Here is a 24178-nt window from a genome sequence, read left to right on the forward strand (position 1 = left end):
AGGATTGCAACATGAGAATACTCGCTACGACCTCGGCGGTCGCGCTTCTGCTTGCCGCCACCTCACCTGTGCTGGCGCAGACCAGCATCACCGGCGGATCAGGCGGCTCGGCCGCCGCAGGCGGCACCTCCGCCTCCACCGTCGGCACCGGCGGGACGTCGACCTCGGCAAGCGGCAGCACAGGCTCGTCGATTGCGACTGGTGGAAGCGCCGCCGCCGTCAATGGCAAGAGCCAGACCGGTGTCAGCATGAACAAGGGCAATGGCCCGGTGCTGAATTCCAACGCCCGCGCACAAGCGCATGAGGGCGGCACGTTCAGCCGTTCGCACACGCGCACGCAGGTGAAGGCCGGTGAACAAGTCGGCTCGACCACCAAGACGATGTCGCACGTGCCGGGCTCGAAGCCGACCATGTCGACCACGTCGACGACGGCACGATAGCGCTTCGCACAAACGCTTTGATCCTCACGACCTGCTGCCCGATCCGATCGGGCAGCTCTTTTGCCCCGGTTCAACCGCCGCTGAGGCTATGGCTGATGCGCGTGACGACCGCATCCCATTGCCGCTTCTCGGCCGCGGGATAATTGATCAGCACACAGTGGACGTAGCCGCTGGTGAAGTTGCAGCGGTCGTACCAGATCTTGTCATGCTTGATGCTGGACACGACGAAGAAGTTTTGCCCAATCCGCTTGTAGACGATGCCGGACGGCGGATGCTTCGCCGCCAGGAATGCGGCCGGCGAAATCCCCTGCTCGCGAGGAACGGCCTGCACCGTGAGATCGGCAGTGCCGTCGGGCGTGCGGAATTTCTGGCCGTAGCCGTCCGGCTTGCCTGCCTGTTCCGTGAAGATCGAGGTGGGAATGTCGACCGATGTCCCGGACTGGGGGATGCGGTAGGCCGTCCAAGCGTCGGCCCGGGCAAGAACCGGCGAAGCGAGCATTAGTGCAAGGGTGACGGCGGCTATCGTCTTCATGTCGATCTCATCATTTGCGCGGCGCCAGTTGCAGCTCCAGCAAGGCGATCCTCTGCAAGTTCGCCACATCGCGCTCGCCTGCGCCTGCGGTGCGCAGGATGGATTCGGCGAGCGCGGTAACGTGCGACGAATGCACAGGCTCCGGCAGGGTCGCGACCGCAGCATCCAGGGCGCTGGTCATCAGCTCGATCACCTCTGGGGAAAATGCGGCGTTGGAAAAGTTCTTCATCTCGCGGGGCCGGCCGCCGATAGGCGCCACCGGTTCAACGCCGGGAAAAAATGGAAGTTCCTGCGCGAGAGTCACGCATGCTGTTGACAGGACTGCTCCTGATGCAATTCTGCGTCGCAGCTGATCCCTGCCGGACCCCTGAATTGCATGTCGACCCTGGAAGCTGCACTGCGTGGAGGAGCTGTCGTCATCCTTCTTCTCCGCGCGGCCGTCGCCGCTCGCAATACGCGGCGCGACCCCGTGAGCCGTTATGCCGCGCTGCTGAACGCGAGTATCGCGGCCTTTATCGTCGAGTCCGCACCGGGCTTCGGTGCGCTTGATTTGAGCCTGCGCATTCCGGTCGCAATGGTCAGCGCGGGATTGCCGGCCGCGTTCTGGATCGCCATGGGCGCGATGTTCACCGACGAGTTTCGGCCGCGCTGGTCCCATGCGCTCGGCTGGCTGGCGCTGGTGGCGCTCGCCGTGATGGACCAGTTCAGGCACCCGATGTCCGTCGACGTGGCACGCACCGGCCTGTCGGTGGCCTTCCTGCTGTTCGGCGCCTGGCATGCATGGTCGGGGCGCGGGATCGACCTGGTTGAAGGGCGACGGAGGCTTCGCGTCTGGTACGCTGCCATCACGGTGCTTTATGCGCTGGTCGCGATCGCGGCGGACTGGCTCTGGCCCGGCGGCCTTTCGGCGAGTTCGGTCAGCCTCGCCAATGCAGCCGCCCTGACGGCGCTGATCTTCCTGTTCGCCGTACAGGCCTCGATCATTACGGCGGAGACGCAGCTGGCGTCCGCCGCCGTACAGGCCAGGCCATCGGCGCCTGCATTCGATCCGCAGGTCGTTGCGCCGGCAGCCGGACCCGATTCGGCGCAGCTCTTGGCGCTCCAGCACCTGCTCGAGCACGACAAGGTCTTTCGCGAGCCGGACCTGAGCACCGCGTCGCTGTCGCAAAAACTCGGCATCCCGGAATATCGGCTGCGCCATCTGATCAACCGGCGGCTCGGCCATCGCAATTTCAACGCCTTCGTTAACGGCTACCGGCTCGCGGATGCCGAAGCCGCGCTCAGCGACCCCGCGCAGGCCAGCGTTCCGATCCTGACCATCGCGCTCGATGCAGGCTTCGGCTCGGTCGGTCCCTTCAACCGCGCCTTCAAGGCGCAGACCGGGCTGACGCCGTCGGAGTACCGGCGGGCTCGCCTTTCCGGCGCGGGAGCGGCCGTCGGACCGGATACGGCCGAGGCCTGACCGATTCCTGATACGAGGCGGGCCGTTTGCGGAAATCGGCCATTCCGCCTGCAGGAATCGGCGCGCCGGGGCATGTTCGCCATGCCAGCTTTCTCCCCGCAGGTCGCGAGCCTGCGATGCGGAGAACGCCATGCCCCTGCTGCTCCAAGTGCTGAAATTCGCCCTCCCGGCCCTGATCGCGATCGCGACGCTGGAAGGCCTGGTCCTTGCCCTGGTGATCCGGTCCGATTACGACTGGCGGGCCTATCTGGCTTCCCTCGCCGACGCGCTCGGCCGGGAGTATTTCGTCTACGCGCTTTTGCCGCTCAGCCTGGCGCAGCCACTGGTCGAGCTGGCCTGGAAGCATCGGCTGTTCACCGTCCCGCTGAACGGTCCACTGGCCGTGGCCGTGCTCGTGATTGCCCAGGATTTCAGCTATTACTGGTTCCATCGCTGCAGCCATCGCGTGCGCTGGTTCTGGGCAACGCACGCGATCCACCACTCTTCGAACGACTTCAACCTCGCGGCCGCCTACCGCTTCGGCTGGACCGGACGGCTGACCGGCACTGCGGTCTTCTTCGTGCCGATGATCTGGCTCGGCTTCGCCCCGGGCCCGGTGTTCACTGCTGCCGCGGTCAACCTGCTCTACCAGTTCTGGCTACACGCGGAGTGGATTCCGAAGCTCGGCTGGCTCGAATATGTGCTCAACACGCCCTCGCATCATCGCGTGCACCACGCCTGCAACGCTGAATATCTCGACCGCAATTACGGCGGCATCTTCATCCTATTCGACCGCATGTTCGGCACCTTCGTCGCGGAGCGCGACGATTTGCCGTGCCGCTACGGGCTCGTCACGCCGCTGCGCTCCAACAATCCGATCGTGATCGCGTTTCACGAATGGGCGGCACTGGCGCGCGATCTGTGGCGGTCGCGCTCCTGGCATGACCGGCTCGCCTGCCTGATCGGTCCGCCGCGTGGCAGCGAGCCCCTCCTGACCAATGCGGCGCACGATGCGACCGGTGGCCACGAACGGCTGCCGCCCAATCTCACGTCGCCCGTCAGCCAGCATCCTGGCAAATAATGCCCATCATTGAGAGGCGAACCGACCGCGCCGCCCGCGGCTCACCCTGTCTTCGTCCCTGTAACGACGGCCAGCGCCTCGACGAGGAGGTCGAGATCGGCCTCATCGGTGACCAGCGCCGGAGTGACGCGGATGCATCGGCCCTTGGCGACGCCGGCCCGGACCTGCACTCGCCTTGTCTTAAAATTGAGATATATACAGGTTTGTGCCCTGGCGAGTTGACATCCTCAACGAGACCGTGGCCGCGAGTCGCCGCTCTCCCGGCTGACAATGCAAGCCCGCTTTTTGCGGCTTGCCGAGCGCATTGTGTCCGCCGGAACGTCACCCCGCCTTCACGCTCGCATCGATCAATAGCTTCGCCGCTGCGAGAGCCGATTGTGCGGGGCCGGCTTCGGACTGCTGGCCGGTGACGTAGATGCCTTCGATCAGGAGCAACAGCGCATCGCCGAGCACATCAGGCTGGCGCGCGCCCATGGCGCTAGCGAGCTCGCGCAGACGCTTGCGAAACACCTTCTTGTGGGCTTCGGCGACCTGGCGGGCGGGATTGTCCCGCGCCGGATATTCCACCGCGGCGTTGCTGAGGCCACAGCCGCGATAGCCCTTGGCCACCGCGCGCGGGGCGAGCTGGCCGATATAGGCCAGCACGTGGTCGCGGGCATTGCTGTAGGCCTTACCGCCGGGCCGCTCGAAATTCTCCCAGAAGTTCCGTTCGTAGTCGCGCAAATAAGCAGCGGCGAGATCGTCCTTGGAGGCGAAGGCGCGGTAGAGGCTGGGTTTTGTCACCCCGGCCCGGTCCACCACCTCGTCGACGCCGACGGCGCGGATGCCCTCGCGATAGAAGAGTTCGCTGGCGGAGGCTCTGATCCGGTCGGCGGCCCGGAGCGGGGCGTCTGCGGCCTTCTCGGCTTTTTTCGACATGCGGCTTGGTCTGGTCTTGGGCATGGCTTGGCTTTGGGCTTGACAATGTTACCGACCGGTACGTATTAATACGGCATCGCCATACGTACCGGTAAGTAACATGCCCCAGCCCTCGTTTCAACAAGCCTCCGTGCAACCCTCCTCCGTCTCCCGCCGGCCGTTCGGCCAGAACTACGCCTTCGTGGTCGTTGCCGTGATTTTCCTGGCGCTGCTCGCCTCCGCCGGCCTGCGTGCAACGCCGGGCGTGCTGATGCTGCCACTGCAGAAAGCCTTTGGCTGGGATGTGAGCGTGATCTCGTCCTCGGCCGCCGTCGGCATTTTCCTTTACGGCCTCGCCGGTCCCTTTGCCGCAGCGGTGATGCAGCGCTTCGGCATCCGCCGCACCGTGCTCGGCGCGCTGACGTTGATGTCGATCTCGACGGCCATGAGCTATTTCATGACCGCGCCGTGGCAATTGTTCATGAGCTGGGGACTGCTCTCCGGCATCGGCTCGGGCGCGGTCGCCAACGTGCTCGGCGCTACCATCGTCAATCGCTGGTTCACCACCAATCGCGGCCTCGTCATGGGGCTTTTGACGGCCAGCACCGCCACGGGCACGCTGATCTTCATGCCGGGCCTCGCATCGCTGGTCGAATGGGGCGGCTGGAAGCCTGTCGTGCTGACGGTCGCCGCCTGCTGCGCGGCGCTGATTCCGCTGGTGTATTTCCTGGTGCCGGAGCGGCCCGCCGCCATCGGTCTACGCTCCTATGGCAGCACGCACGACGACCAACCGGCCGCGCCCGCACAAGGCAATCCGTTCGTCGCCGCGATCAGGAACCTTCTGCGCGCGGCGACGACGCCGACCTTCTGGTTCCTGTTCGCGACCTTCTTCATCTGCGGCTTCACCACCAACGGCCTCGTCGGCACCCATCTGATCGCGTTCTGCGGCGACCATGGGATCTACGAGGTGCAGGCCGCGAGCCTGCTCGCGCTGATGGGATTCTTCGACCTGTTCGGCACCACGCTATCGGGCTGGCTCACCGACCGCTTCGATCCGCGCAAGCTGTTGTTCTTCTATTACGGCTTGCGCGGGCTGTCGCTGATCTACTTGCCCTACTCGGATTTCTCCTTCGTCAGCCTGTCTGTATTCGCGGTGTTCTACGGCCTCGACTGGATCGCGACCGTGCCGCCGACCGTGCGCATCGCCAACGAGGCATTCGGCGACAAGAACGCGCCGCTGATCTTCGGCTGGGTGGTCGCCGGCCATCAGCTCGGCGCGGCCTGCGCCGCCTTCTTCGCCGGCTTCATGCGCTCGGCGCAGGGCGATTACCTGCAGGCCTTCATGATCGCCGGCGCGACCGGCATCGTCGCGGCGGTGCTCTCGCTGATGATCGGCCGGCGGCCGGTGCAGCCGGCGCTCGCTGCGGCTTGAGCAAAGCGCGCCGGCAAGGCAGCGATTGCCGACCTTGCCGGCATGCGACGAAATTCGAAGATTGATTCCGTTAAGGAATCTGAAATATTGTCGTGGCGAAGCGGGCAGCTTGAAGGCCCGCACAGGAGCTCGAGAGTTCGCGTTGCGTCCAGCTCCATCCCAATCAACCGAAACGATCTGTGGCGGCCCGGCGGATGAGCGATTCCCTTCTTGCAACGGTCGGCGACCATTTCTTCATTGGCCTGCGGCCGACAAGCGTCCTTGATGACCGGGATCGCGCCTTGCTGCGGGATCTGCGGCCGGCCGGCGTCATCCTCTACAAGAGCAATTTCCGTCACGACCTGCCCTATCGGGACTGGCTATCCGTTCACCGCGACCTGATTGCGGCGATCCGCGACGCCTCGCAGCGCGACAAGCAGTTCATCGCCATCGACCACGAGGGCGGTCGCGTGTGCCGCACGCCGGCGCCGATCACGCGCTTTTCCTATGCGGCGCGCTGGGCTTCGACTGCGGAGCAGGTTGGCGACGCCATGGGCGTCGAGCTCGCTTCCCTCGGCTGCAACCTGAACTTCGCGCCTGACCTCGACATTCACAGCAACCCCGCCAATCCCGTGATCGGCGAGCGCGCCTTCGGCCGCACGGCCGACGACGTGATCAAATCGATGCTGCCGTTCGCCAAGGCGATGGAACGCCGCGGCGTTCGGGCCTGCGGCAAGCATTTCCCGGGGCATGGCGATACGCAGGTGGATTCGCATCACGAATTGCCGGTGCTCGATCTCGATCTCGACCAGATCAAGGCGCGCGAGCTGAAGCCGTTCGCCGCCGCGATCGAGGGCGGCATCGAGATGATGATGACGTCGCACATCCTGTACCGCAAGCTCGATCCCAACGATCCCGTCACGCTGTCGCGCGCGATCACGCAGGGGCTGCTGCGCGAGGCGATGAATTTCCGCGGCGTGATCGTTTCCGACGACGTCGGCATGCGCGCGATGGCCGGGCGGCTGGATGCGCCCGATTCCGGCGCGCGCTTCATGGCCGCGGGCAATGACATGCTGATGATCTGCTCGCATCTGACCGACACCGAACGCGCCCGCTTCCTCGCACAATCGATCCTCAACGGCGTCGATTCCGGAAAGCTCGATCCGGCGGTGCTGAAGGCCTCAGCTAAGCGCGTTCAAGCGATGCTGGATGGCACCGCGCAAAACGAGGTCTCGGAGCTGCCGGCCGAGGTGCTGGCGCGTCATCGGAGCGCCGGCACCCAATTCGACGCGGCCACGGTCGAGGTCGTCTAGCGAGTTATCCCGGCCCCCGCAAAACCATCAGCAAGGCAGACGTTCACTCCCGTAAGCGCCGTTGATCTTGATATGCTACGCGTGCTAGTGTTACGAGCGGTAGCGGGCAGGCGCCTGACGTGACCACGTCAGGTTGCTTCTTCATGCCGAGTGGTTTTCAATTGCGGGACGATAGTCTCTGACATCGGTGCCCGGCCAAGGTGATGAGTTTGAACGTGAAACGCGCAGCAAAACTCCTCATCGGGGCTATGGTCGCAGTGCCGGCCGGCTATGCGGCCTATTATTACGGTCGAGACCTCAAGCTCCCGCTTACGCTGCCCTTCATGCGGACGGCGGAAGCCGAGCAAAGCCCTGCGGCACCTCCGCCACGGCCGCCGGTCGCGGTCAAGGTCGCCGCCGCGAAAGCGGAGGACGTCCCGATCTATTTGACAGGCATCGGCACGATCCAGGCTTCCAACACCGTCAACGTGCAGAGCCGGGTCGACGGCGAGATCGTCCAGATCCTTTTCCAGGAGGGGCAGGACGTCAAACAAGGCGACATCATCGCAGTGATCGATCCGCGCCCGTTCCAGGCCCAGCTCGATCAGCAGATCGCGATCCGGCAGAAGGACCAGGCGCTGCTGGACGGCGCCCAGATCGACATGGAGCGTTACGATGCGCTGATCAAGACCGCCGCGATCTCGCGGCAGGTCGTGGACCAGCAGCATGCGCTGGTCGAGCAGTACAAGGCGCAGGTCAGGAACGACGAGGCCCAGATCGAATATGCGCGCACGCAGCTCGGCTTCACCAATATCCGTGCGCCGATCAGCGGACGGCTCGGCATCCGCCAGGTCGACCAGGGCAATTACGTGCGCGCGGTGTCGCCGGCGACCATCGTCACCGTCACGCAATTGCAGCCGATCTCGGTGGTCTTCACCCTTGCCGCGACCGCCGTCGGCCAGACCCGGCTCGGCCTCGGCCAGACCGAGGCGCCGGTGGTCGCGCTCACGGCCGACAACACGGCCGAGCTCGACAAGGGCACGATCACGCTGGTCGACAACCAGGTCGACCAGGCCAGCGGCACGATCAAGCTGAAGGCGAGCTTTCCCAACAAGGCGCTGAAACTCTGGCCAGGCAATTTCGCCAACGGGCGGATCACGGTGGACACGCGCAAGAACGCGATCACCGCGCCCGCAATGGCCGTGCGGCACGGACCGCGCGGAGATTTCGTCTGGGTCGCGAATCCGGACGACACCGCGGCCTTTCGCCCCGTCGTGGTCGGGCAGATCTTCGACGGACGCGCGATGATCGAGCGCGGCCTCGCCAAGGGCGAGCGCGTCGTCACCGACGGCTATTACCGGCTCGAGAACGGCTCCCGTATCACGATCGAAGGCCAGACGCCGACCGCGAAGGCGCAGTCCACGACCCAGCCGCGCTCCGAGCCGCGCGTTGACTGAGGTCCGCCATGTCCGCGCCCTTCATTACGAGGCCGATCGCGACGACGCTGATGATCGTCGCGGTCGTTCTGCTGGGCATGCTCGGCTATCGTGAGCTCCCGATTGCACCGCTGCCGAATGTCGACTTTCCCACCATCCAGGTGGTGACACGCTATCCCGGCGCCTCGGCCAATGTCGTGGCGACCTCGATCACCGCGCCGCTGGAGCATTATTTCGGCACGATCTCCGGGCTGACCGACATGAGCTCGACCAGCTCCTACGGCTACAGCCAGATCACCCTGCAATTCGACCTTTCGCGCAAGATCGACGCGGCCGCGCAGGACGTGCAGGCGCGGATCAATGCGGCGGCCGGCTGGATCCCGGTCGAGCAGCTGCCGAGCCCGCCGACCTATCGCATGGTCAATCCGGCCGATACGCCGGTGCTGATCCTGGCACTGACGTCGAAGACGATGGCCCTGCACGAGGCCAATGATCACGCTGCGACCATCCTCGTGCCGAAGCTGTCGCAGATCCCCGGCGTCGGCGCCGTCAGCATCGAGGGCGGACAAACGCGAGCCGTGCGCTTGCAGATGAACCCGACCCGGCTTGCCGGGCTCGGCATGTCCCTCGACGACGTCCGCCGCGGCATCGCCGCCACCACCGCGGACAATCCCAAGGGATCGCTCGACGGTCCGAGGCAGGCGTTCCACGTCGACACCAACGACCAGCTGTTCACCGCGGAGGCCTACCAGGATGCGGTGATCGCCTATCGCAACGGCGCGCCGGTCTTGCTGCGCGACGTCGGCACCGCCATCGACGGCGTCGAGGATGCCGAGCAGGCGGCCTGGTTCCAGGGCGAGCGCGCCGTGCTGCTGGATATCCAGCGCCAGCCCGGCGCCAACACGATCGAGGTCGTTGACGCGATCAAGAGCATTTTGCCGAAGCTGCAGGATTCGCTGCCGGCGGCGCTGAGGATCTCCGTCGTCAGCGACCGCACCACGACGATCCGGGCCGCGATCCACGACGTGCAGTTCACGCTGGTGCTGACGGTCGCGCTGGTCGTTCTCGTCATCTTCATCTTCCTGCGCAAGCTGTGGGCGACCGTGATCCCGAGCGTCACGCTGCCGGTCTCGCTGATCGCGACCTTCGGCGTCATGGCGCTGTGCGGCTTCAGCCTCGACAATCTCTCGCTGATGGCGCTGACGATCGCTTCGGGTTTCGTCGTCGACGACGCCATCGTGATGATCGAGAACATCGCGCGCTATGTCGAGGACGGCGAGGATCCGCTTCAAGCGGCACTGAAAGGCGCGCGGCAGATCGGCTTCACCATCGTCTCGCTGACGGTGTCGCTGATCGCCGTGTTCATCCCGCTGCTCTTGATGGGCGGCGTGGTCGGCCGGCTGTTCCGGGAATTCGCGATCACGCTGTCCCTTGCCGTCGTGATCTCGGGTCTCGTCTCGCTGACGCTGACGCCGATGATGTGCGCGCAGCTGCTGCAACGCGAGGACCCTGATGCGCAGCACGGCTTTCTGTTCCGCCTCAGCGAACGCGGCTTCGACGTCTCCGCGAGTTTCTACCTCTGGGGGCTCGACTGGGTGCTGAGGCACCGCAACCTCACGCTGGCCTTCACCGTGCTCACGCTGGTGGCGACGGGGATGCTGTACGTCGTCATCCCGAAGGGATTCCTGCCCCTGCAGGACACCGGCCTTTTGATCGGCACCACCGATGCCGCCCAGGACATCTCCTTTGCGGCGATGGCCGAGCGGCAGCAGCAACTCGCGGCGGTTATCGCCGGGGATCCCGACGTCGTCACCGTCGGCAGCTTCGTCGGCATCGGCTCCGTCAACACGACGCTGAACAGCGGCCGCCTCTATATCGATATCGGCAGCCCCGACGTGCGGAAATCGTCCGCCGCCACCGTCATGGCGCGGTTGCAACATGCTGTCGAGGGCGTTCACGGCATCGCGCTGCATCTGCAGCCCGCGCAGGATCTGCAGATCGAATCGCGCGTCGCGCGCACGCAATATCAATATGCGCTGCAGGATCTCGACGAGGAGGAGCTTCGCCTCTGGGGCCGGCGCCTGGTCGAGGCACTGCGCAAGCGCCCGGAGCTCGCCGACGTCGCCGATGACCGGCAGGACGAAGGCCTGCAGATGTCCGTCACCATCGATCGCCAGCTCGCATCGAGCTACGGCATCAGCCTGAACACGATCGACCAGACGCTCTATGATGCGTTCGGTCAGCGTCAGATCGCAACCGTGTTCGGCCCCCTCACCCAGTATCACGTCATCGTCGAGGTCGATCCCGCGCTTCGCAACGATCCTGACATCCTCGGCAAGATCTACCTCACTGCCGCCGCGGCCCAGGCCAGCACCATCGATCAGCAAACCGGCGGCTTCAGCGGCGCCTTCAGCAGGGCCTCCACGCCGGTGCCGCTATCGGCCTTCGCACGGATCGAGCGGCAGCACGCGCCGCTGCTGATCTCGCACCAGGGCCTGTTTCCGGCCACGACGATCTCGTTCAACCTCGCCGACGGCGTGTCGCTGAGCCAGGCGACGGAGGCGCTGCGCAAGACCGAACGCGAGATCGGGTTGCCGGACGCGGTCACCACCAGGCTGATCGGCACGGCCGCCGAGTTCGCCAATTCGCTCAGCGACGAGAAATGGCTGCTGCTCGCCGCGATCGTCACGGTCTACCTGATCCTCGGCATGCTCTATGAGAGCTACATCCACCCGATCACGATCCTTTCGACACTGCCTTCCGCCGGCATCGGCGCGCTGCTGGCGCTGATGTTGTACCGGCAGGATCTCAACCTGATCTCGCTAATCGGCATCATCCTCCTGATCGGCATCGTCAAGAAGAACGCCATCATGATGGTGGATTTCGCGCTCGCCGCCGAACGCGAGGACGGTGCGTCCTCGTTCGACGCGATCAGGCAGGCCTGCATCCTGCGCTTCCGCCCGATCATGATGACGACGATGGCGGCGCTGTTCGGCGCGCTGCCGCTCGCGATCGGCTCGGGCACCGGCTCCGAGCTGCGCCAGCCGCTCGGCATCGCCATCGTCGGCGGCCTGATCGTTTCCCAGGTGCTGACGCTCTACACGACCCCCGTCGTCTATTTGGCATTCGCCTCGCTGCGCAGCCGGTTCGGATGGCGACCCTCATCCGAGGTGGCGGCCTTGGCTCAGGCCGAACGGCCGGCGCCGTGAGCATCACCGCACAATTCGTGCTGCGGCCGGTGGCGACGACGCTGCTGATGATCGGCGTATTCCTGCTCGGCTGTGTCGCCTATGTGCGCCTGCCGATCGCCTCGGTGCCGGCGGTGGAGCGGCCCACGATCGGGATCTACGCGCCATTCCCCGGTGCGAGCCCGGCCACGGTCGCGAGCGCACTGGCGCAGCCGCTCGAGACCACGCTCGCGCTGATCCCGGGCGTGACCGAAATCGCCTCGTTCAGCGCCATGGGCGGCACCAGCATCACGGTGGAGTTCGAGCTCTCGGTCAATCTCGATGCCGCCGCCGGCGCGGTGCAGGCCGCCATCAACTCGGCGGGACCGAACCTGCCGAAAGGCCCATGGCCGCCGGTCTATTGGAAGGCGAATCCGGCGGGCGCCGCAGTCGTGGCGCTGGCGCTCACCAGCGACGTGTTCACTTCCGGCGAGGTCTACAGCCTTGCCGATGGCGTGATCTCGCCAAAACTGTCGCAGCTGCCGGGCGTCGCGCGGATCAACGTGACGGGCGCCGAGCGAAGCGCGGTGCGCATCCAGGTGTCCCCGGCGCGACTCGCCGCGATGAACCTGTCGCTGGAGGCGGCCCGCGTCGCCGTGATCAGCGCATCGCAGAACCTGCCGAAGGGCGCCGTCTCGGTCGACGGCCAGCGCTTCACCATCGAGGCCAACGACCAGTTGCTCCAGGCGTCCGAATATCGCGACATCGTGCTGGCCTGGCGCAACGGCGCGCCTATTCGTCTAGGCGACGTCGCGTCGGTCACTGACAGCGTCATCAATAACCGCCTTGCCGGCTGGTACGGCACCGAGCGCGGCGTCGTGCTGTTCATCTACAAGCAGTCGGACGCCAACATCGTCGAGACGGTCGATGCGATCAAGGCGCAGCTGCCGGAGATCCAGCGCTGGCTGCCGCCGGGCATCAAGCTGCATACGATCTACGATCGCACCACGCTGATCCGGTCAGCCGTGAACGACGTCAAGCTCACGCTCGTGGTCGCCTCGGCGCTGGTCGTGCTCGTCATCGCGCTATTCCTCAGGCGATTCTGGGCGACCGTGATCCCGAGCGTCACGATTCCGGTCTCGCTGGCCGCGACCCTGTTCGTGATGAGCCTGTGCGGATTTAGCCTCGACAATCTCTCCCTGATGGCGCTGACCATCGCGGCCGGCTTCGTCGTGGACGACGCCATCGTCATGATCGAGAACATCATCCGCCGCATGTCCGAAGGCGAGCCGGCGCTCCGGGCTGCCATCAACGGTAGCAGGCAGATGGCGTTCACGGTCGTCGCCATCACCGTCGCCCTGATCGCGGCGCTGATCCCGATCCTGTTCATGCCTGATGTCGTCGGCCGCTATTTCCGCGAGTTCGGCGTGACACTGGTGGTCGCCATCGTGTCCTCCGCCGCGATCTCGCTGACGCTGACGCCAATGATGTGCGGCCATCTGCTCGATCGCGGCCGGCAGCGGCTGCACAATCCCGATGCAGACCCGGGTCGCCGCACGTTCTATGCCCGCAGCCTCGACTGGACGCTACGCCACCGTTTCCTGACCGCCTTGATGATCGCCGCGCTGACCGGGGCCAGCGTCTGGCTCTATCTTCTTTTGCCCAAGGGTTTCATGCCGACCCAGGACACCGGCGTGATGTTCGTGCGGACCATTGCGCCCTCGAACATCTCGTTCCTGTCGATGGAGGACCGGCAGCGCGCCGTCGGCGAGGCGATCCTGCAAGATCCCGCGATCTCTGGCCTGACGTCCTACATCGGCGAGGGCAACGGCAACGCGCTCAGCGTCGGACAGATGCTGGTGGCACTCAAGCCGCCCGAGATCCGCAAACAGTCGATCCAGCAGGTCATCACGCGCTTGCGCGAGCGCATGAACCAGATCGACGGCGTCCGGGTGTTCTTCGTGCCGCTCCAGGATCTCAATCTCGGCGTCCAGTCCAGCGGCTCGCGCTTTCAATATACGCTCTGGGGTATCGACGAGGAGCAGGTGATGCGCGCCGCGGAGACCATGATCCGCCGCGTCCGCGGCATTCCCCAGGTCATCGACATCATCCCGAGCTGGGAGACCGGCGGCTTGCAGGCCGGCCTGACCATCGACCGCCTGCGCGCCGCCATGCTCGGCGTCACGCCTGTGGCGGTCGACAACACGCTCAACGATGCCTTCGGCCAGCGCCAGGTCAATCTCCTGTATTTTCCAACCAACTATTCGCGCGTGATCTTCGAGGTCGAGCCGCAAGCGGCAACGGGCCCGGAGTCGATGAGCCAGATCTACGTCCCGAGCGCCAGCGGCAAAGCGGTGCCGCTGACGGCCCTGACCCGGCCGCAGCGCGCGCACGCGGCGATGTGGGTCCGCCACAGCGCCCAGTTTCCGGCCGCCACGATTTTTTTCGACATCAAGCCCGGCACGTCGATCGGCGATGCCATCGCCTCGATCCGCAGGGAAGAGGCAGCGGCAAAGCTGCCCGACGAGGTCAAGGCGGAATTCCGCGGCGAGGCCAAGGAAGCCGACAAGTCGATCGCCAAGCAGGCAGCGCTGTTCGCAGCGGCGCTGATCGCGATCTACATCGCGCTCGGCATGCTCTACGAGAGCTATGTCCATCCACTGACCATTCTCTCGACCTTGCCGCCGACCGCCTTCGGCGCGCTGGTCGCGCTGTGGGCGACGCGCACCCAGTTCACGCTGGTGACCACGATCGCCTGCATCCTGCTGGTCGGCATGGTGATGAAGAACGCCATCATGATGGTCGACTATGCTCTCGATGCGGAGCGGCATCGCGGCCTCAGCGCCCGCGACGCCATCCTGCTCGCGGCGCGCTTGCGGGCCCGCCCCATCACCATGACGATGCTGGCCGCGTTCTTGAGCGCCGTGCCTATCGCTCTCGGCACCGGCCCGGGCTTCGAGATCCGTCAGCCGCTCGGCATCACCATCATGGGAGGCCTCGTCGTCGCGCAGGTGTTCACGCTGTACTCGACGCCGGCGATGTATCTGATCCTGGACAAGCTGCGGCGGAAGAAGGCGCCGGCGCACCCCGAGGCATTCGCCTCCGTTGCCGCTGTCGCGGAGACGCCCTCGTAAGCCTGATGCGATGGCGACGGGGGCCACGAGCAACGCGATACCGGACAAAAACATGCTTTATTGTACCAATGTACCATGGTACATTAGGGAATGGATTTGGAACGGGTACAGACCGGCGTCCGCCTGGAAAAGCGATTACTGAAGGTGCTCAAGGCATTAGCCGAGCATCGCGACATGAGCCTGGGCGATCTCATCGAAGGTATCGTGTTGCACGCCTTCGAGGGTCGCATTCCCTTCTCGCAAGAGACGCTCAGCGTGATCGAACAGCTGAAGCGGATCTACGGCTTGGAGCTGACAGCCGCCGATAGTCATCGGTCGTATGGAGATGAAGAGCGTCTTTGATGAACCGTATCGAGCGACGTCACAACATCACGGTTGCCCGATCCATCAATGAGGTGTTTCCGCTTTTCACGCCTAAGGGAGAGACCCTGTGGGTGCCGGGCTGGAATCCGGATTTCATCCACCCCGAGAACGGAGAGACCTGCGAAGGCATGGTTTTTCGAACCGGCCGCGACCAAGACGAGACGCTCTGGTCCTGCATTGAATGGAAGCCGTCTGACTACCGGGTCCGGTATGCGCGCGTGACCCCGAGTTCACGCTTTGGATTCGTGGAGGTGAGTTGCAAGAAGGCCCGCCCCGCGCAGACGGAGGTTTCGGTGAGCTACACTTTCACCGCCCTGACGGAACAAGGGAAGATCGACCTCGCCAATCTGACCAATGATGCGTTCAGCCAGATGATCGAAACCTGGAGGGTTCAGATCGAGCGGTGGTTCGAAGCGGCTGATGAAGGTGCGGGCTAAGCACGCATCGTCGAATCAATCGGCTTCAGGTGACGCACGCAATCGAGACTACTCGATGAGGATCGGCGCAGCGATGTCGATGCGATCGTCCTTCTTCACGTCGATGCCGAGCGCCAGCGACCACTTTCCGCTCGCCGCGGTCGTCATGCGCTACGGCCGGGCGTGACGGTGACATCGGCCATCACGCGTGTGCCGCAGATATGCTGCTGCTCGTCATGGGCGACGTTGTGTTCAAGCTCGGCTGCGATGGCGCCGGTGCAGATGCATCGTGTCGGCAGCAGCTCTTTGTCTGGACACAAACTACGGCGCCATTCGCCCCCGAGCTTGATCTCCGACAAAGATTGCGCTGCTCGCCCTGGTATTATTGGCAACATGGGACAACCTGAGAGCCTTACCCATTCGTTAACCGGCGACGAAGCTTGTGAATCCAACGGGCAGGAGCGAGCGATGATCGGAGCGATCGAGCTATTGCGGAAAAAAGCCGACGAGTGCGAACGCCGCGCCAGGCGCGCCATCGACAAATCAGACCAAGCCGAGTTGATGGACATGTGTGCCGCGCTTCACTTTCTGTCCGGCGAGGCCGCGCGGCTCCAGAGCAGGATCACGCTGCTGGAAGCTTCCGAGATATCCGTGATCGATTGCCGGACCGCGACGGCGTCCGCAGCCCTCGAAGCCCCCATCGACTGAGCGGCAAGACTTGGGATCGTCTAGTGCATTCACGTAGCGCGGCCCGCGTCGAGCCCTCGAAATCGCCGGCCAAACTCTCGAGGCGGCGAGTCCGGTTGACCAGGTCGGAACCGCGGCGAGCTCTCAGACCTGGCGCCTCGCCTTTTTAGCCCGCTCGAACCTGGCGCAGGAATCCGTCGACCGCCGCGCGCAGCGTTCCGGCCTGCTGGTCGAGTTCGCGCGCGCCGCGCAACACTTCGGACGCAGCGGAACCGGTGGCCGTGGCCGCTCTGCTCACCCCGCCGATATGGCTCGTGATCTCGCTCGAGCCCTGCGCGGCGGATTGGATATTGCGAGCGATCTCCTGCGTCGCCGCGCCTTGTTCTTCCACCGCCGACGAGATCGCGATCGCAATCTCGCTCATCTTGCCAATAGTCCCCGCAATACCGTTGATCGCCACGACCGCTTCACCGGTTGTCGCCTGCATGTTCGACACTTGCGCCGAGATTTCCTCCGTCGCCTTGGCGGTCTGAGTGGCCAGCGCCTTGACCTCGGAGGCCACCACCGCGAAGCCGCGGCCAGCATCGCCGGCGCGCGCAGCCTCGATGGTGGCGTTGAGTGCCAGCAAATTGGTCTGCTCGGCAATGCTTTGGATCAATTGGACCACCGCTCCAATTTTCTCGGCGCCGCCCGACAATTGCTGCACCGTCGAATTGGTCTGCTCAGCCTCGCTGACAGCTCGGCGCGCGATCTCGCTCGATTGCAGCATCTGGCGTGAGATCTCGGCGACGGAGGCCGACAACTCCTCGGCCGCCGCGGCAACGGCCTGCACGTTGCCGAGGGCCTTTTCGGAAGCCTGACCTACGGTAGCCGCGCGTTGGCTGGCGTCGCCGGCAGTCACGGTCATGGATTCTGCGGCGGTCTGCATTTCTCCCGTGGAGAGGCCGACAGCGCGCACCACGCCGTCGACACTGCGTTCGAACCCGTCGGCAAGCGCCGCCATGGCCGCACGGCGATCGAGGATGGCTTGCTGCTGCGCTTCAGCCTCCTTCTGCTCGAGCCCTCGAATACGGATGGCGTTGTCCTTGAACACCTGAACGGTCTCGGCCATCGAGCCGATCTCGTCACGCCGGTCCCCGTTGGAGACCGTTACCTGAAGATCGCCGCTCGCGAGTTTGCGCATGCTGTCTCGCAGCTGCCCGAGCGGAACGGTAATTCCGCGCGCGGTGAGCCAGGCGGCGAGCCCGGTGACGCAGGCGATCACGAGCATCGAGAAGCCCAACGATCGGATGATCGGCCAAAGCTTGGCCTCCAAATCGTCGAGGTAAGCGCCTGTGCCGACGAACACGCTCCATCCCGGAATGCCAGCCGCGTACGTCAACTTCCGCGACAGACGGGTCTCGCCCGCCTTTGTGTGTTCATAGCTCAAGGTGATTTCGCCCTTGGAGGCAACGCCGTCGCGCAACTCGCGAATCAGCTTGCGGCCGCCGGTCACGGCATCCAGCCGATCGGTACCGATCAGCTTCACGTCGGGATGCGCCAGCAACACGCCGTCCATCGTGTACACGAAGAGGTAACCTTCGCCTTTGTCGTAGGTCATGCTTGCCGTGCGCTTGGCAAATTCCTGGATTGCCTGCTCCTTGGTCATCCGACCGGCATCGACCTGCTTCTGGAGCTCCAGCGCGACGTTCTTGGCGATATCCACGATCGTGCGCGCTTGCTCGGTCCGGTCGGCCAGGAGCTGATCGCTCATCAGGCGAGCAGCTTGGAGGCCCGCAACCGCCAAGCCCAGCAACGCGAGGACAATGAGCCCCCCCAATTTTGCCGCGATGGGGAGATTGTTGATCAGCTTCATCATTGCGCTCCGGTGCCGGGATTGTGGCGCGGGAACCGTACGGAGCACTCGTTAGAGCCACGTTAAGGATGCGACTTCCACTTCTGTCGTCCGACGGAGACGCTCGAGGCGCCGACGTTTGGAGAAAGTCGACTGCAGAATCGGGAAATAACGGTGACACCCATCAGCCGGCAAATAAAGGTAGACGTTACTCGCGCTCCGCAGTGACGAGCGCTGGCGCCGCCGATTGGAAAAGCGGCAATCGCGAAATGGCGCGCCATTCGAAATAAAGCTGCGAACTCCTACACGATTGAAATCTCGTTATAATTTCGGCCAAGGCCTGGCGCGACCGCTGACGGGCTCAGCGCTTGTAAGATACAAGAAGACGTTGCGAACTGGCCGTTCCAGATTTTCCCGCAACAATCTCTAACACGCTTGCAATTCGCCGTGCTGTCGCGACAGAGTTCCAAGTTGCCGGCCCACCTTTTGGAGCAAGGTGTGAGCCGGACCGGCACGCAGGCTCTTGTGTCTGGTGGGGCTTGCTGCATCGGAAAACCAAATAGCTGTGCAGCCGTTGGAGGAAACGGACGCCACAGGAATAAGCGGAAAGGGGCCCGCTCTTGGGGACAAATGGAATTGATCAAGATCAATTGTCGAAAGTCATCGATCGATTTGGGGAAGCTGCGGTGGATCCCGCCGCTTGGCCCGCCATCATGGACGACATCTGCCGGGCGGTCGGCGCATCGGCTGCCGTCCTTCTCCAGAGCGACGTCCGGACGCCGGACGTCCCGCGGACGCAATCGATGGATGAGGGTACCCAGCTCTACTTCAAGGAAGGTTGGCACCTGAGTGATCCGCGAGCCGCTGGATTTCCGCGCATGATGTCCGGCGAGATCGTCACCGACCACGATATCCTGACACCGGAGCAAATTCGCTCCGATCCCATGTACAACGAAGTGCTTTATCCGTTCGGGTTGCAATGGTTCGCGGGTGTCGGCTTTTGGGCAGGCTCCGCCGCCTGGGCGCTGGCCATCCAGCGGACCGGGCACGAGGGTCCGTTCGAGGCGGGGGACAAGCGCTTGCTTGCACGGCTTGCGCCGCGCTTGACGGAGACGGCCACTCTTTCGACGGCAGTGGGCCGGGTCGCCCTCACCTCCATGACGGACGTGCTGGGCAGGGTCCGCCAGGCCGCACTGGTTATCGACCGGCGGGGCATGGTGCTGAGCACGAACGCTGCGGCCGATGCCGGATTTGACGAGGAAATCCGGATTAGAGATCGGCAACTGTTCCTACGTGACAAGAAGGCGGCCGCCGAGCTTGATCAACTGATCGACATCATCCGATCGACGCCTGATACCGCCGCACTGCCTGCCGCCCCGATGGTGGTTCGTCGCACGGCAAAGCCACCGGTCGTCATCCGCGTCTTGCCCGTCGATGGTGCGGCCTGTAGCGTCTTTCTCGGAGCGCGGATGATGCTTGTCTTGTCCAACCTCACTCCACGCACGCTCGAACCCGCGTTGATTTCGCAGGTGTTCGATCTCACCTCGGCTGAATCCCGGCTGGTATCGCTGTTGGCGAGCGGCAGGTCTCTGGACGAAGCGGCACAACAGCTACGGATTGCACGAGAGACAGCACGGAATCAGCTGAAATCAGCGTTCTCCAAGACCGGTACGCACCGCCAGGCAGAATTGGTCAGCCTGGTATCGCAGCTGGCATGACCAGACCGCATCGCATCAGAAGTTCGTGCCAATCTCAGTACATGGCACGAACTGCAGAGGATTCTAACGCAACATTCAGTCCAAACTGTGCGCCATAGGTGGTGACATTGTTCTGGCCGAATTGAGAATAGAGCGCCGCGAACGCGGTCGCATTCGGCGCGAACCCGACGCGCGTGCCAACGGTCGCTGAGCCCCAATCCTTTCCGAGCAACACAGCCGGCAGCGAATAGCTCGGGGCCGTGATGTTGAGCAGTGAAGCCGTAACAAGCCGGCCGCTGCCGGCGAGCTCGTGATTCCAGGTCGCTCTGGCGTAAGGCTCCCACATACCGAGGTTCAAGCTCGCCTGATAGCCGAGCTCGCTCACTGCCGAATTGCGAAGCTGGCTTGCGAATGCCAGGTTGGTCGGAGCGCCACTCGCATTGGTTTCCGCAAACGGATTGATGTGCACCTGCTGGGCGATGATTCCGACGATGGGCCCATGCGTGAGATAGACCGGCGCGACCGCCGGGGCCTTCAAGGCCCTGCCGGCTCCATCGGGAAGAGCTCCGACAGCGGTCCGGAAGTGATAACCGGTCTCCGCCGCAACCGAGATGTTGGTGCCGTCGGTGCTACCTTGGTTGGACTGCGTCGTGATGCCGAGCGGGACCACGCGATTGATTCCATCGCTCAACGCGCCCCACGTCGCGATGCCGTTCAGCCAGAACGCATCCTTGCGATACGCACTGTAGAGACTGATCGCGTATTCGGTCTGCCGGAAATCGCCGCCAAGGCTGAAGGTCTGCCTGGTGGTGCCGCCGGAGAAGGCCGCACCGACCAGCCAGTCGCGCGTAATCGCGTAGTCAAATCCGGCCGTCGCCGCCACCGGCGTTCCCGGGTCGTCCGGAAAACCTGGAGAGCTGTTCGTCATCTTCAGCCAGGAGACATCGCCGCTGACCCAGCCGTGGAACGCGCCCGGCGTGCTGAACGAAAGCGGGATCTGGCTCGTGATCGCGTTGACTACGTTGGTTCGCGTCTTCACCGGCGCCTCAGCCAGAAACGACATCTGGCTCGGCGCGACGATCAGGCCGTAGAAATAATCGGCCTCGATCTTCTGTCCTGCCGGCGAAATGTGCTGGTCGTCCGAGAACAGACTGGTCTGCAGCGAATTTTGCGAATTGAGGTACGCCGTCCCGTTCACGGCGCCACCGGCGGGCGTAGTCGAGGGAACGCAAATGAGTCCGTAGCCAGAGGCGCCGGGGAAGCCGATTTGGGGGTTGCACGCGGAAACGCCGCCGAATCCTGTGGGCAAAACCGATGTGAAGCCGAACGCCGCCGGGTTCGCGGCGACGTATTGCCTAATAGCATTGGAATCCGCGGGAATGAATTTGACTCCCGCGGCAGAGAGATCACTCCAAAGCTGCTGCTGGTAGGCTTTCAAATCGGAATTAGTGCCGAAGTAGGTCGGCAAGATCATATAGCGCGCGCCAGCTGCGCTCAGTTGTTTGATAGATGCCTCCAGCGCGGCCAGGCTGGGCTGCACGGCCACGTTGAACAGACCGGGCGGCGGCGAGGCGCCGCCATTGGCGGCCTTGTAAGCGGCCACGAACGCGGTGCGGTCGTTGCCGCCGGACCGAATGATGTAGAGGGCGTCCGGATTGGCCTGCCCGCCGGTCGAAGCAAGATAGTTGTTGATCTGCTGCACCGTGGATGGGCTGGGGCCTCCTCCGATGTTGGGCGAATTGTTCTCGGCCCCAGCGACCGCAAAATTGGTTCCTCCGCCCGGCGCGCTGCTCGGCGCCAGAGTCAATCCGAAGGATGCCGCCAGGAAATCGGTGTTCATCAGGCCGGCGGACCCCGTAATCGCGGCGCCGTTGGCGCGCGCGGTTACAAACCGGGCTTCATTGTTCCAGCCGGTGCTGGTGTATCGAAAGTATCCGCTGTCGAGCGAACTATCGCCAAATCCAACTAGCTGATTGAAGGTCTGCGCCGATGCGGAACCGGCGATGATCAATCCCAGACTCAGAGCCCCCAGGCCGCGCAACCTCATTTCGAACCCCAAAAGTATGCACCCCAATACATTGGCGCTCATAGTCTTTCGGCTCTGATCGCGCATGACCCAATTGGGTTAATCAAAGCAAGCAAATCCCCCTCATCGCGGTGCGCGATTGAGTCGAGGTACGCACCCCGGCCGGCGGAATGCGCGGGCCCGGGCGCGCTTCAGAGCTGCACAGGACAAATTCGTAGAAAAATCGCGAAATGGCGCGCCCGGAACGATTCGAACGTCCGACCCTCAGATTCGTAGTCTGATGCTCTATCCAGCTGAGCTACGGGCGCGTTTTTCGCAAACAGCGCGGGCGGGGCCCGCGGGGCAGCCCCCGGCAAAGCCGGAGCGGTGCGAAAGAGCGCTCTGACTAACCGCTCTTGCCGGGATTGGCAAGGTCCGGGATGCGGAGATTTTGCACGGTGATGACGGTCTCTCCACCGTCATTCCGGGGCTCGCGGAGCGAGAACCCGGAATCTCGACCCCAAACCTCTGGATTCCGGGTTCGGCGCGCTGCGCCGCCCCGGAAAGACGGCAGACTGCTGGCCGCGGCCGCCACTCGGCCTCTGGCCCGTTACGCCCGCTGCCGCTCGTTACGGATCGAAAGGAGTTCCACGGGGCGGTCGGGAATGACGATCCGGAAGGTGGCGCCGATGGTGCCTTCGACCAGGTGGATGTCGCCGCCATGGGCACGGACCAACTCGGCGGCGATGGCGAGGCCAAGCCCGCTGCCCCCGGGGCGGCCGGAGGTCTGGAATGCTTCGAACAGGTGCTCCCGGGTCTTCTGAGGCACGCCGGGACCGGTATCGGAGACTTCCAGGATCGCAACCGCTCCCTCGCGCTTTCCGGTGATCCGGATCTGCTGAGGGCCGCCGTCACCTGAGGAGTGGCTTTCCAGCGCTTGCGCGGCATTGCGCACCAGGTTGAGCAGCACGCGAAACAGCTGGTCGGGATCGGCATCGACCGTAAGCCCGCGCTCGATCGCGGAGACCCAGGCAATCGAGACGTCATTGGCAAGACCGGCGGTCTCGCGCACCTCCAGCACGACCGGCTCGAGCAGCATCATGCGGCGGTCGGGCGCGGCCTCCTGGGCGCGGCCGTAGGACAGCGTCGATTGGCAGAACGCGATGGCGCGCTCGAGCGAGCGCACCAGCTTTGGCGCGAAACGCTGCACCCGCGGGTCGGGCACGCTGGCGAGTTGGTCGGACAGGAGCTGCGCCGAGGCGAGCAGGTTGCGCAGATCGTGGTTGATCTTGGAGACGGCGAGGCCGAGCGCAGCGAGCCGGCTCTTCTGATGCAGCATCGACATCAGGTCGCGCTGCATGTCGGACAATTCGCGCTCGGCAACGCCGATCTCGTCGCTGCGCTGGCTCGGCACGATGATCCGCGCGGAGCTTTCAGGGTTTTCATGGAAGCCGACCAGGCTCGCCGTCAGCCGCCGCATCGGCCGCACGAACAGGTAATGGAGCGCGAGATAGACGAGGCCGGCGGTCAAAATGCCGATGATGAGCGCGACCACTACGAGGTTGCGGGAGAAGCGGTACATCGACTGCCGCAGCGGCAGATCGTCCGTCACGATCTCGATGAACTGGGCATTGCCGACGCCGGGGCCGACGATGCGGATCGGCTGGTTGCCGGTCTCCAGCATCATCTGGAACGAGCCGGTGATCGCCTCCCATACCGTCATGTCGCGCAGGTCGATGTCGTGCTCGATCGTTGAAGGCAGATTGTCGCTGGCGAGCAGCCGACGCTGCTGGCCCATCTTGATCGCGACCGCGCGCGCATTGATGCTCTTCAGGATCTCGCGCGACAGCGAATCGGGGACCATGCCGAGCGGTGCGGCATCGAGCACCAGCGCCGCCGTGTTGGCCGCGGCGACGCGGTCGTTGAGCCGGTTGACCCAGAAGTTCGCGATCGCGGGCACATAGAGCAGCACGGCCGCGATCATCACCAGGGGCACGGTCAGCAGCAGCAGTTTTCCGGATAGGCCAAGCCCACCCGAACCGCGCGACCGCGTCACCGGCTGGTCCGTTGGCCGATCCGGATCCAGCTCTTGGGTCAGCTGCTGGAGGTCTGTCGCTGCCACGAAATTCGCCCCTGCTGGCCTTACTGAACTGATAGAGTTCGGCTGATGGAGGATGCGACCCGATCCTAGGGATGGTCAAATTACGGATCGCTAATCTGCCGAGGTGGGATGTAGGCGCTGATATCGCTATTCGCCACCTCGAGGGTGAAAAACCTCAAGAAACCCCAAGGAGAAAACCGAAGGAAACAGCGATGTTCACCGGAACTGCGCGGACCTGCGGCGT

Annotated in this window: 20 protein-coding genes and 1 tRNA gene; 12 read left to right on the forward strand and 9 right to left on the reverse strand. The window is 64.3% G+C overall.

Features of this window, described 5'->3' with window-relative positions; all coding sequences use genetic code 11:
• The first annotated feature begins 11 nt into the window (after positions 1-11).
• On the forward strand, positions 12-440 hold the full coding sequence (locus BM374_RS13320; protein WP_092292721.1) for a hypothetical protein: 429 nt from the start codon (positions 12-14) through the stop codon (positions 438-440).
• Between the two features lie 70 nt (positions 441-510).
• Here BM374_RS13320 and BM374_RS13325 read toward each other — a convergent pair whose 3' ends face one another.
• Both BM374_RS13325 and BM374_RS13330 read right to left on the reverse strand, forming a co-directional pair.
• Positions 511-972 carry a hypothetical protein gene (locus tag BM374_RS13325; protein WP_092292723.1) on the reverse strand — a complete coding sequence of 154 codons (462 nt, stop codon included), beginning with the start codon at positions 970-972 and terminating at the stop codon, positions 511-513.
• 10 nt (positions 973-982) lie between these two features.
• Positions 983-1201 (reverse strand): hypothetical protein, encoded by a 219-nt coding sequence (locus tag BM374_RS13330; protein WP_092293442.1) that lies wholly within the window; start codon positions 1199-1201, stop codon positions 983-985.
• A gap of 240 nt (positions 1202-1441) precedes the next feature.
• Here BM374_RS13330 and BM374_RS13335 point away from each other — a divergent pair, with 240 nt between their 5' ends.
• Positions 1442-2434 carry an AraC family transcriptional regulator gene (locus BM374_RS13335; RefSeq protein WP_177248270.1) on the forward strand — a complete coding sequence of 331 codons (993 nt, stop codon included), beginning with the start codon at positions 1442-1444 and terminating at the stop codon, positions 2432-2434.
• A gap of 130 nt (positions 2435-2564) precedes the next feature.
• Entirely contained in the window at positions 2565-3494 is a 930-nt protein-coding gene (locus BM374_RS13340) for a sterol desaturase family protein (RefSeq protein WP_092292727.1), read from the forward strand.
• Positions 3495-3535: 41 nt separating this feature from the next.
• Here the strand turns inward: BM374_RS13340 and BM374_RS39965 are convergent, their stop codons facing one another.
• Positions 3536-3664, reverse strand: coding sequence for a hypothetical protein (locus BM374_RS39965; protein WP_283807079.1), 129 nt, complete (start codon positions 3662-3664; stop codon positions 3536-3538).
• Between the two features lie 151 nt (positions 3665-3815).
• The gene (locus BM374_RS13345; protein WP_092293444.1) at positions 3816-4412 is read right to left on the reverse strand and encodes a TetR/AcrR family transcriptional regulator; all 597 of its coding nucleotides are present in this window, start codon (positions 4410-4412) and stop codon (positions 3816-3818) included.
• Between the two features lie 100 nt (positions 4413-4512).
• On the opposite strand from BM374_RS13345, the gene BM374_RS13350 reads away from it, so the two are divergent.
• From BM374_RS13350 to BM374_RS13380, 7 genes are all read left to right on the forward strand, one after another.
• Positions 4513-5823 (forward strand): MFS transporter, encoded by a 1311-nt coding sequence (locus BM374_RS13350; protein WP_092292729.1) that lies wholly within the window; start codon positions 4513-4515, stop codon positions 5821-5823.
• A gap of 194 nt (positions 5824-6017) precedes the next feature.
• A complete protein-coding gene (locus BM374_RS13355) occupies positions 6018-7115 on the forward strand; it encodes a glycoside hydrolase family 3 N-terminal domain-containing protein (RefSeq protein ID WP_092292731.1) in 1098 nt (365 codons plus the stop codon).
• Positions 7116-7330: 215 nt separating this feature from the next.
• Positions 7331-8551, forward strand: coding sequence for an efflux RND transporter periplasmic adaptor subunit (locus tag BM374_RS13360; RefSeq protein WP_177248271.1), 1221 nt, complete (start codon positions 7331-7333; stop codon positions 8549-8551).
• An 8-nt stretch (positions 8552-8559) separates the two neighbouring features.
• The gene (locus BM374_RS13365; protein ID WP_092292735.1) at positions 8560-11739 is read left to right on the forward strand and encodes an efflux RND transporter permease subunit; all 3180 of its coding nucleotides are present in this window, start codon (positions 8560-8562) and stop codon (positions 11737-11739) included.
• Complete coding sequence (locus BM374_RS13370) at positions 11736-14831, forward strand: efflux RND transporter permease subunit (protein ID WP_177248272.1); 3096 nt, start codon at positions 11736-11738, stop codon at positions 14829-14831. Before BM374_RS13365 ends, BM374_RS13370 begins: the two co-directional genes overlap by 4 nt.
• Before the next feature lie 90 nt (positions 14832-14921).
• Positions 14922-15173 (forward strand): hypothetical protein, encoded by a 252-nt coding sequence (locus tag BM374_RS13375; protein ID WP_092292739.1) that lies wholly within the window; start codon positions 14922-14924, stop codon positions 15171-15173.
• Entirely contained in the window at positions 15173-15631 is a 459-nt protein-coding gene (locus BM374_RS13380; RefSeq protein ID WP_092292741.1) for a hypothetical protein, read from the forward strand. Before BM374_RS13375 ends, BM374_RS13380 begins: the two co-directional genes overlap by 1 nt.
• A gap of 143 nt (positions 15632-15774) precedes the next feature.
• Here BM374_RS13380 and BM374_RS13385 read toward each other — a convergent pair whose 3' ends face one another.
• Positions 15775-15969, reverse strand: coding sequence for a hypothetical protein (locus tag BM374_RS13385; protein ID WP_092292743.1), 195 nt, complete (start codon positions 15967-15969; stop codon positions 15775-15777).
• Between the two features lie 109 nt (positions 15970-16078).
• Between BM374_RS13385 and BM374_RS13390 the strand changes: the two genes are divergently transcribed.
• Positions 16079-16318 carry a hypothetical protein gene (locus tag BM374_RS13390; RefSeq protein ID WP_143270181.1) on the forward strand — a complete coding sequence of 80 codons (240 nt, stop codon included), beginning with the start codon at positions 16079-16081 and terminating at the stop codon, positions 16316-16318.
• Between the two features lie 145 nt (positions 16319-16463).
• Here BM374_RS13390 and BM374_RS13395 read toward each other — a convergent pair whose 3' ends face one another.
• Positions 16464-18152, reverse strand: coding sequence for a methyl-accepting chemotaxis protein (locus tag BM374_RS13395; protein WP_092293446.1), 1689 nt, complete (start codon positions 18150-18152; stop codon positions 16464-16466).
• 629 nt (positions 18153-18781) lie between these two features.
• Between BM374_RS13395 and BM374_RS13400 the strand changes: the two genes are divergently transcribed.
• Entirely contained in the window at positions 18782-19849 is a 1068-nt protein-coding gene (locus BM374_RS13400) for a helix-turn-helix transcriptional regulator (RefSeq protein ID WP_092292747.1), read from the forward strand.
• A gap of 34 nt (positions 19850-19883) precedes the next feature.
• Here BM374_RS13400 and BM374_RS13405 read toward each other — a convergent pair whose 3' ends face one another.
• From BM374_RS13405 to BM374_RS13415, 3 genes are all read right to left on the reverse strand, one after another.
• A complete protein-coding gene (locus BM374_RS13405; RefSeq protein WP_143270182.1) occupies positions 19884-21839 on the reverse strand; it encodes an autotransporter outer membrane beta-barrel domain-containing protein in 1956 nt (651 codons plus the stop codon).
• 246 nt (positions 21840-22085) lie between these two features.
• Positions 22086-22162: transfer RNA gene (locus tag BM374_RS13410), tRNA-Arg, on the reverse strand.
• Positions 22163-22443: 281 nt separating this feature from the next.
• On the reverse strand, positions 22444-23955 hold the full coding sequence (locus tag BM374_RS13415; protein WP_177248273.1) for a sensor histidine kinase: 1512 nt from the start codon (positions 23953-23955) through the stop codon (positions 22444-22446).
• Positions 23956-24178: the final 223 nt, after the last annotated feature.

The organism is Bradyrhizobium sp. Ghvi (genome assembly GCF_900115265.1).
In the GTDB taxonomy this organism is placed as follows: Bacteria; Pseudomonadota; Alphaproteobacteria; order Rhizobiales; family Xanthobacteraceae; genus Bradyrhizobium.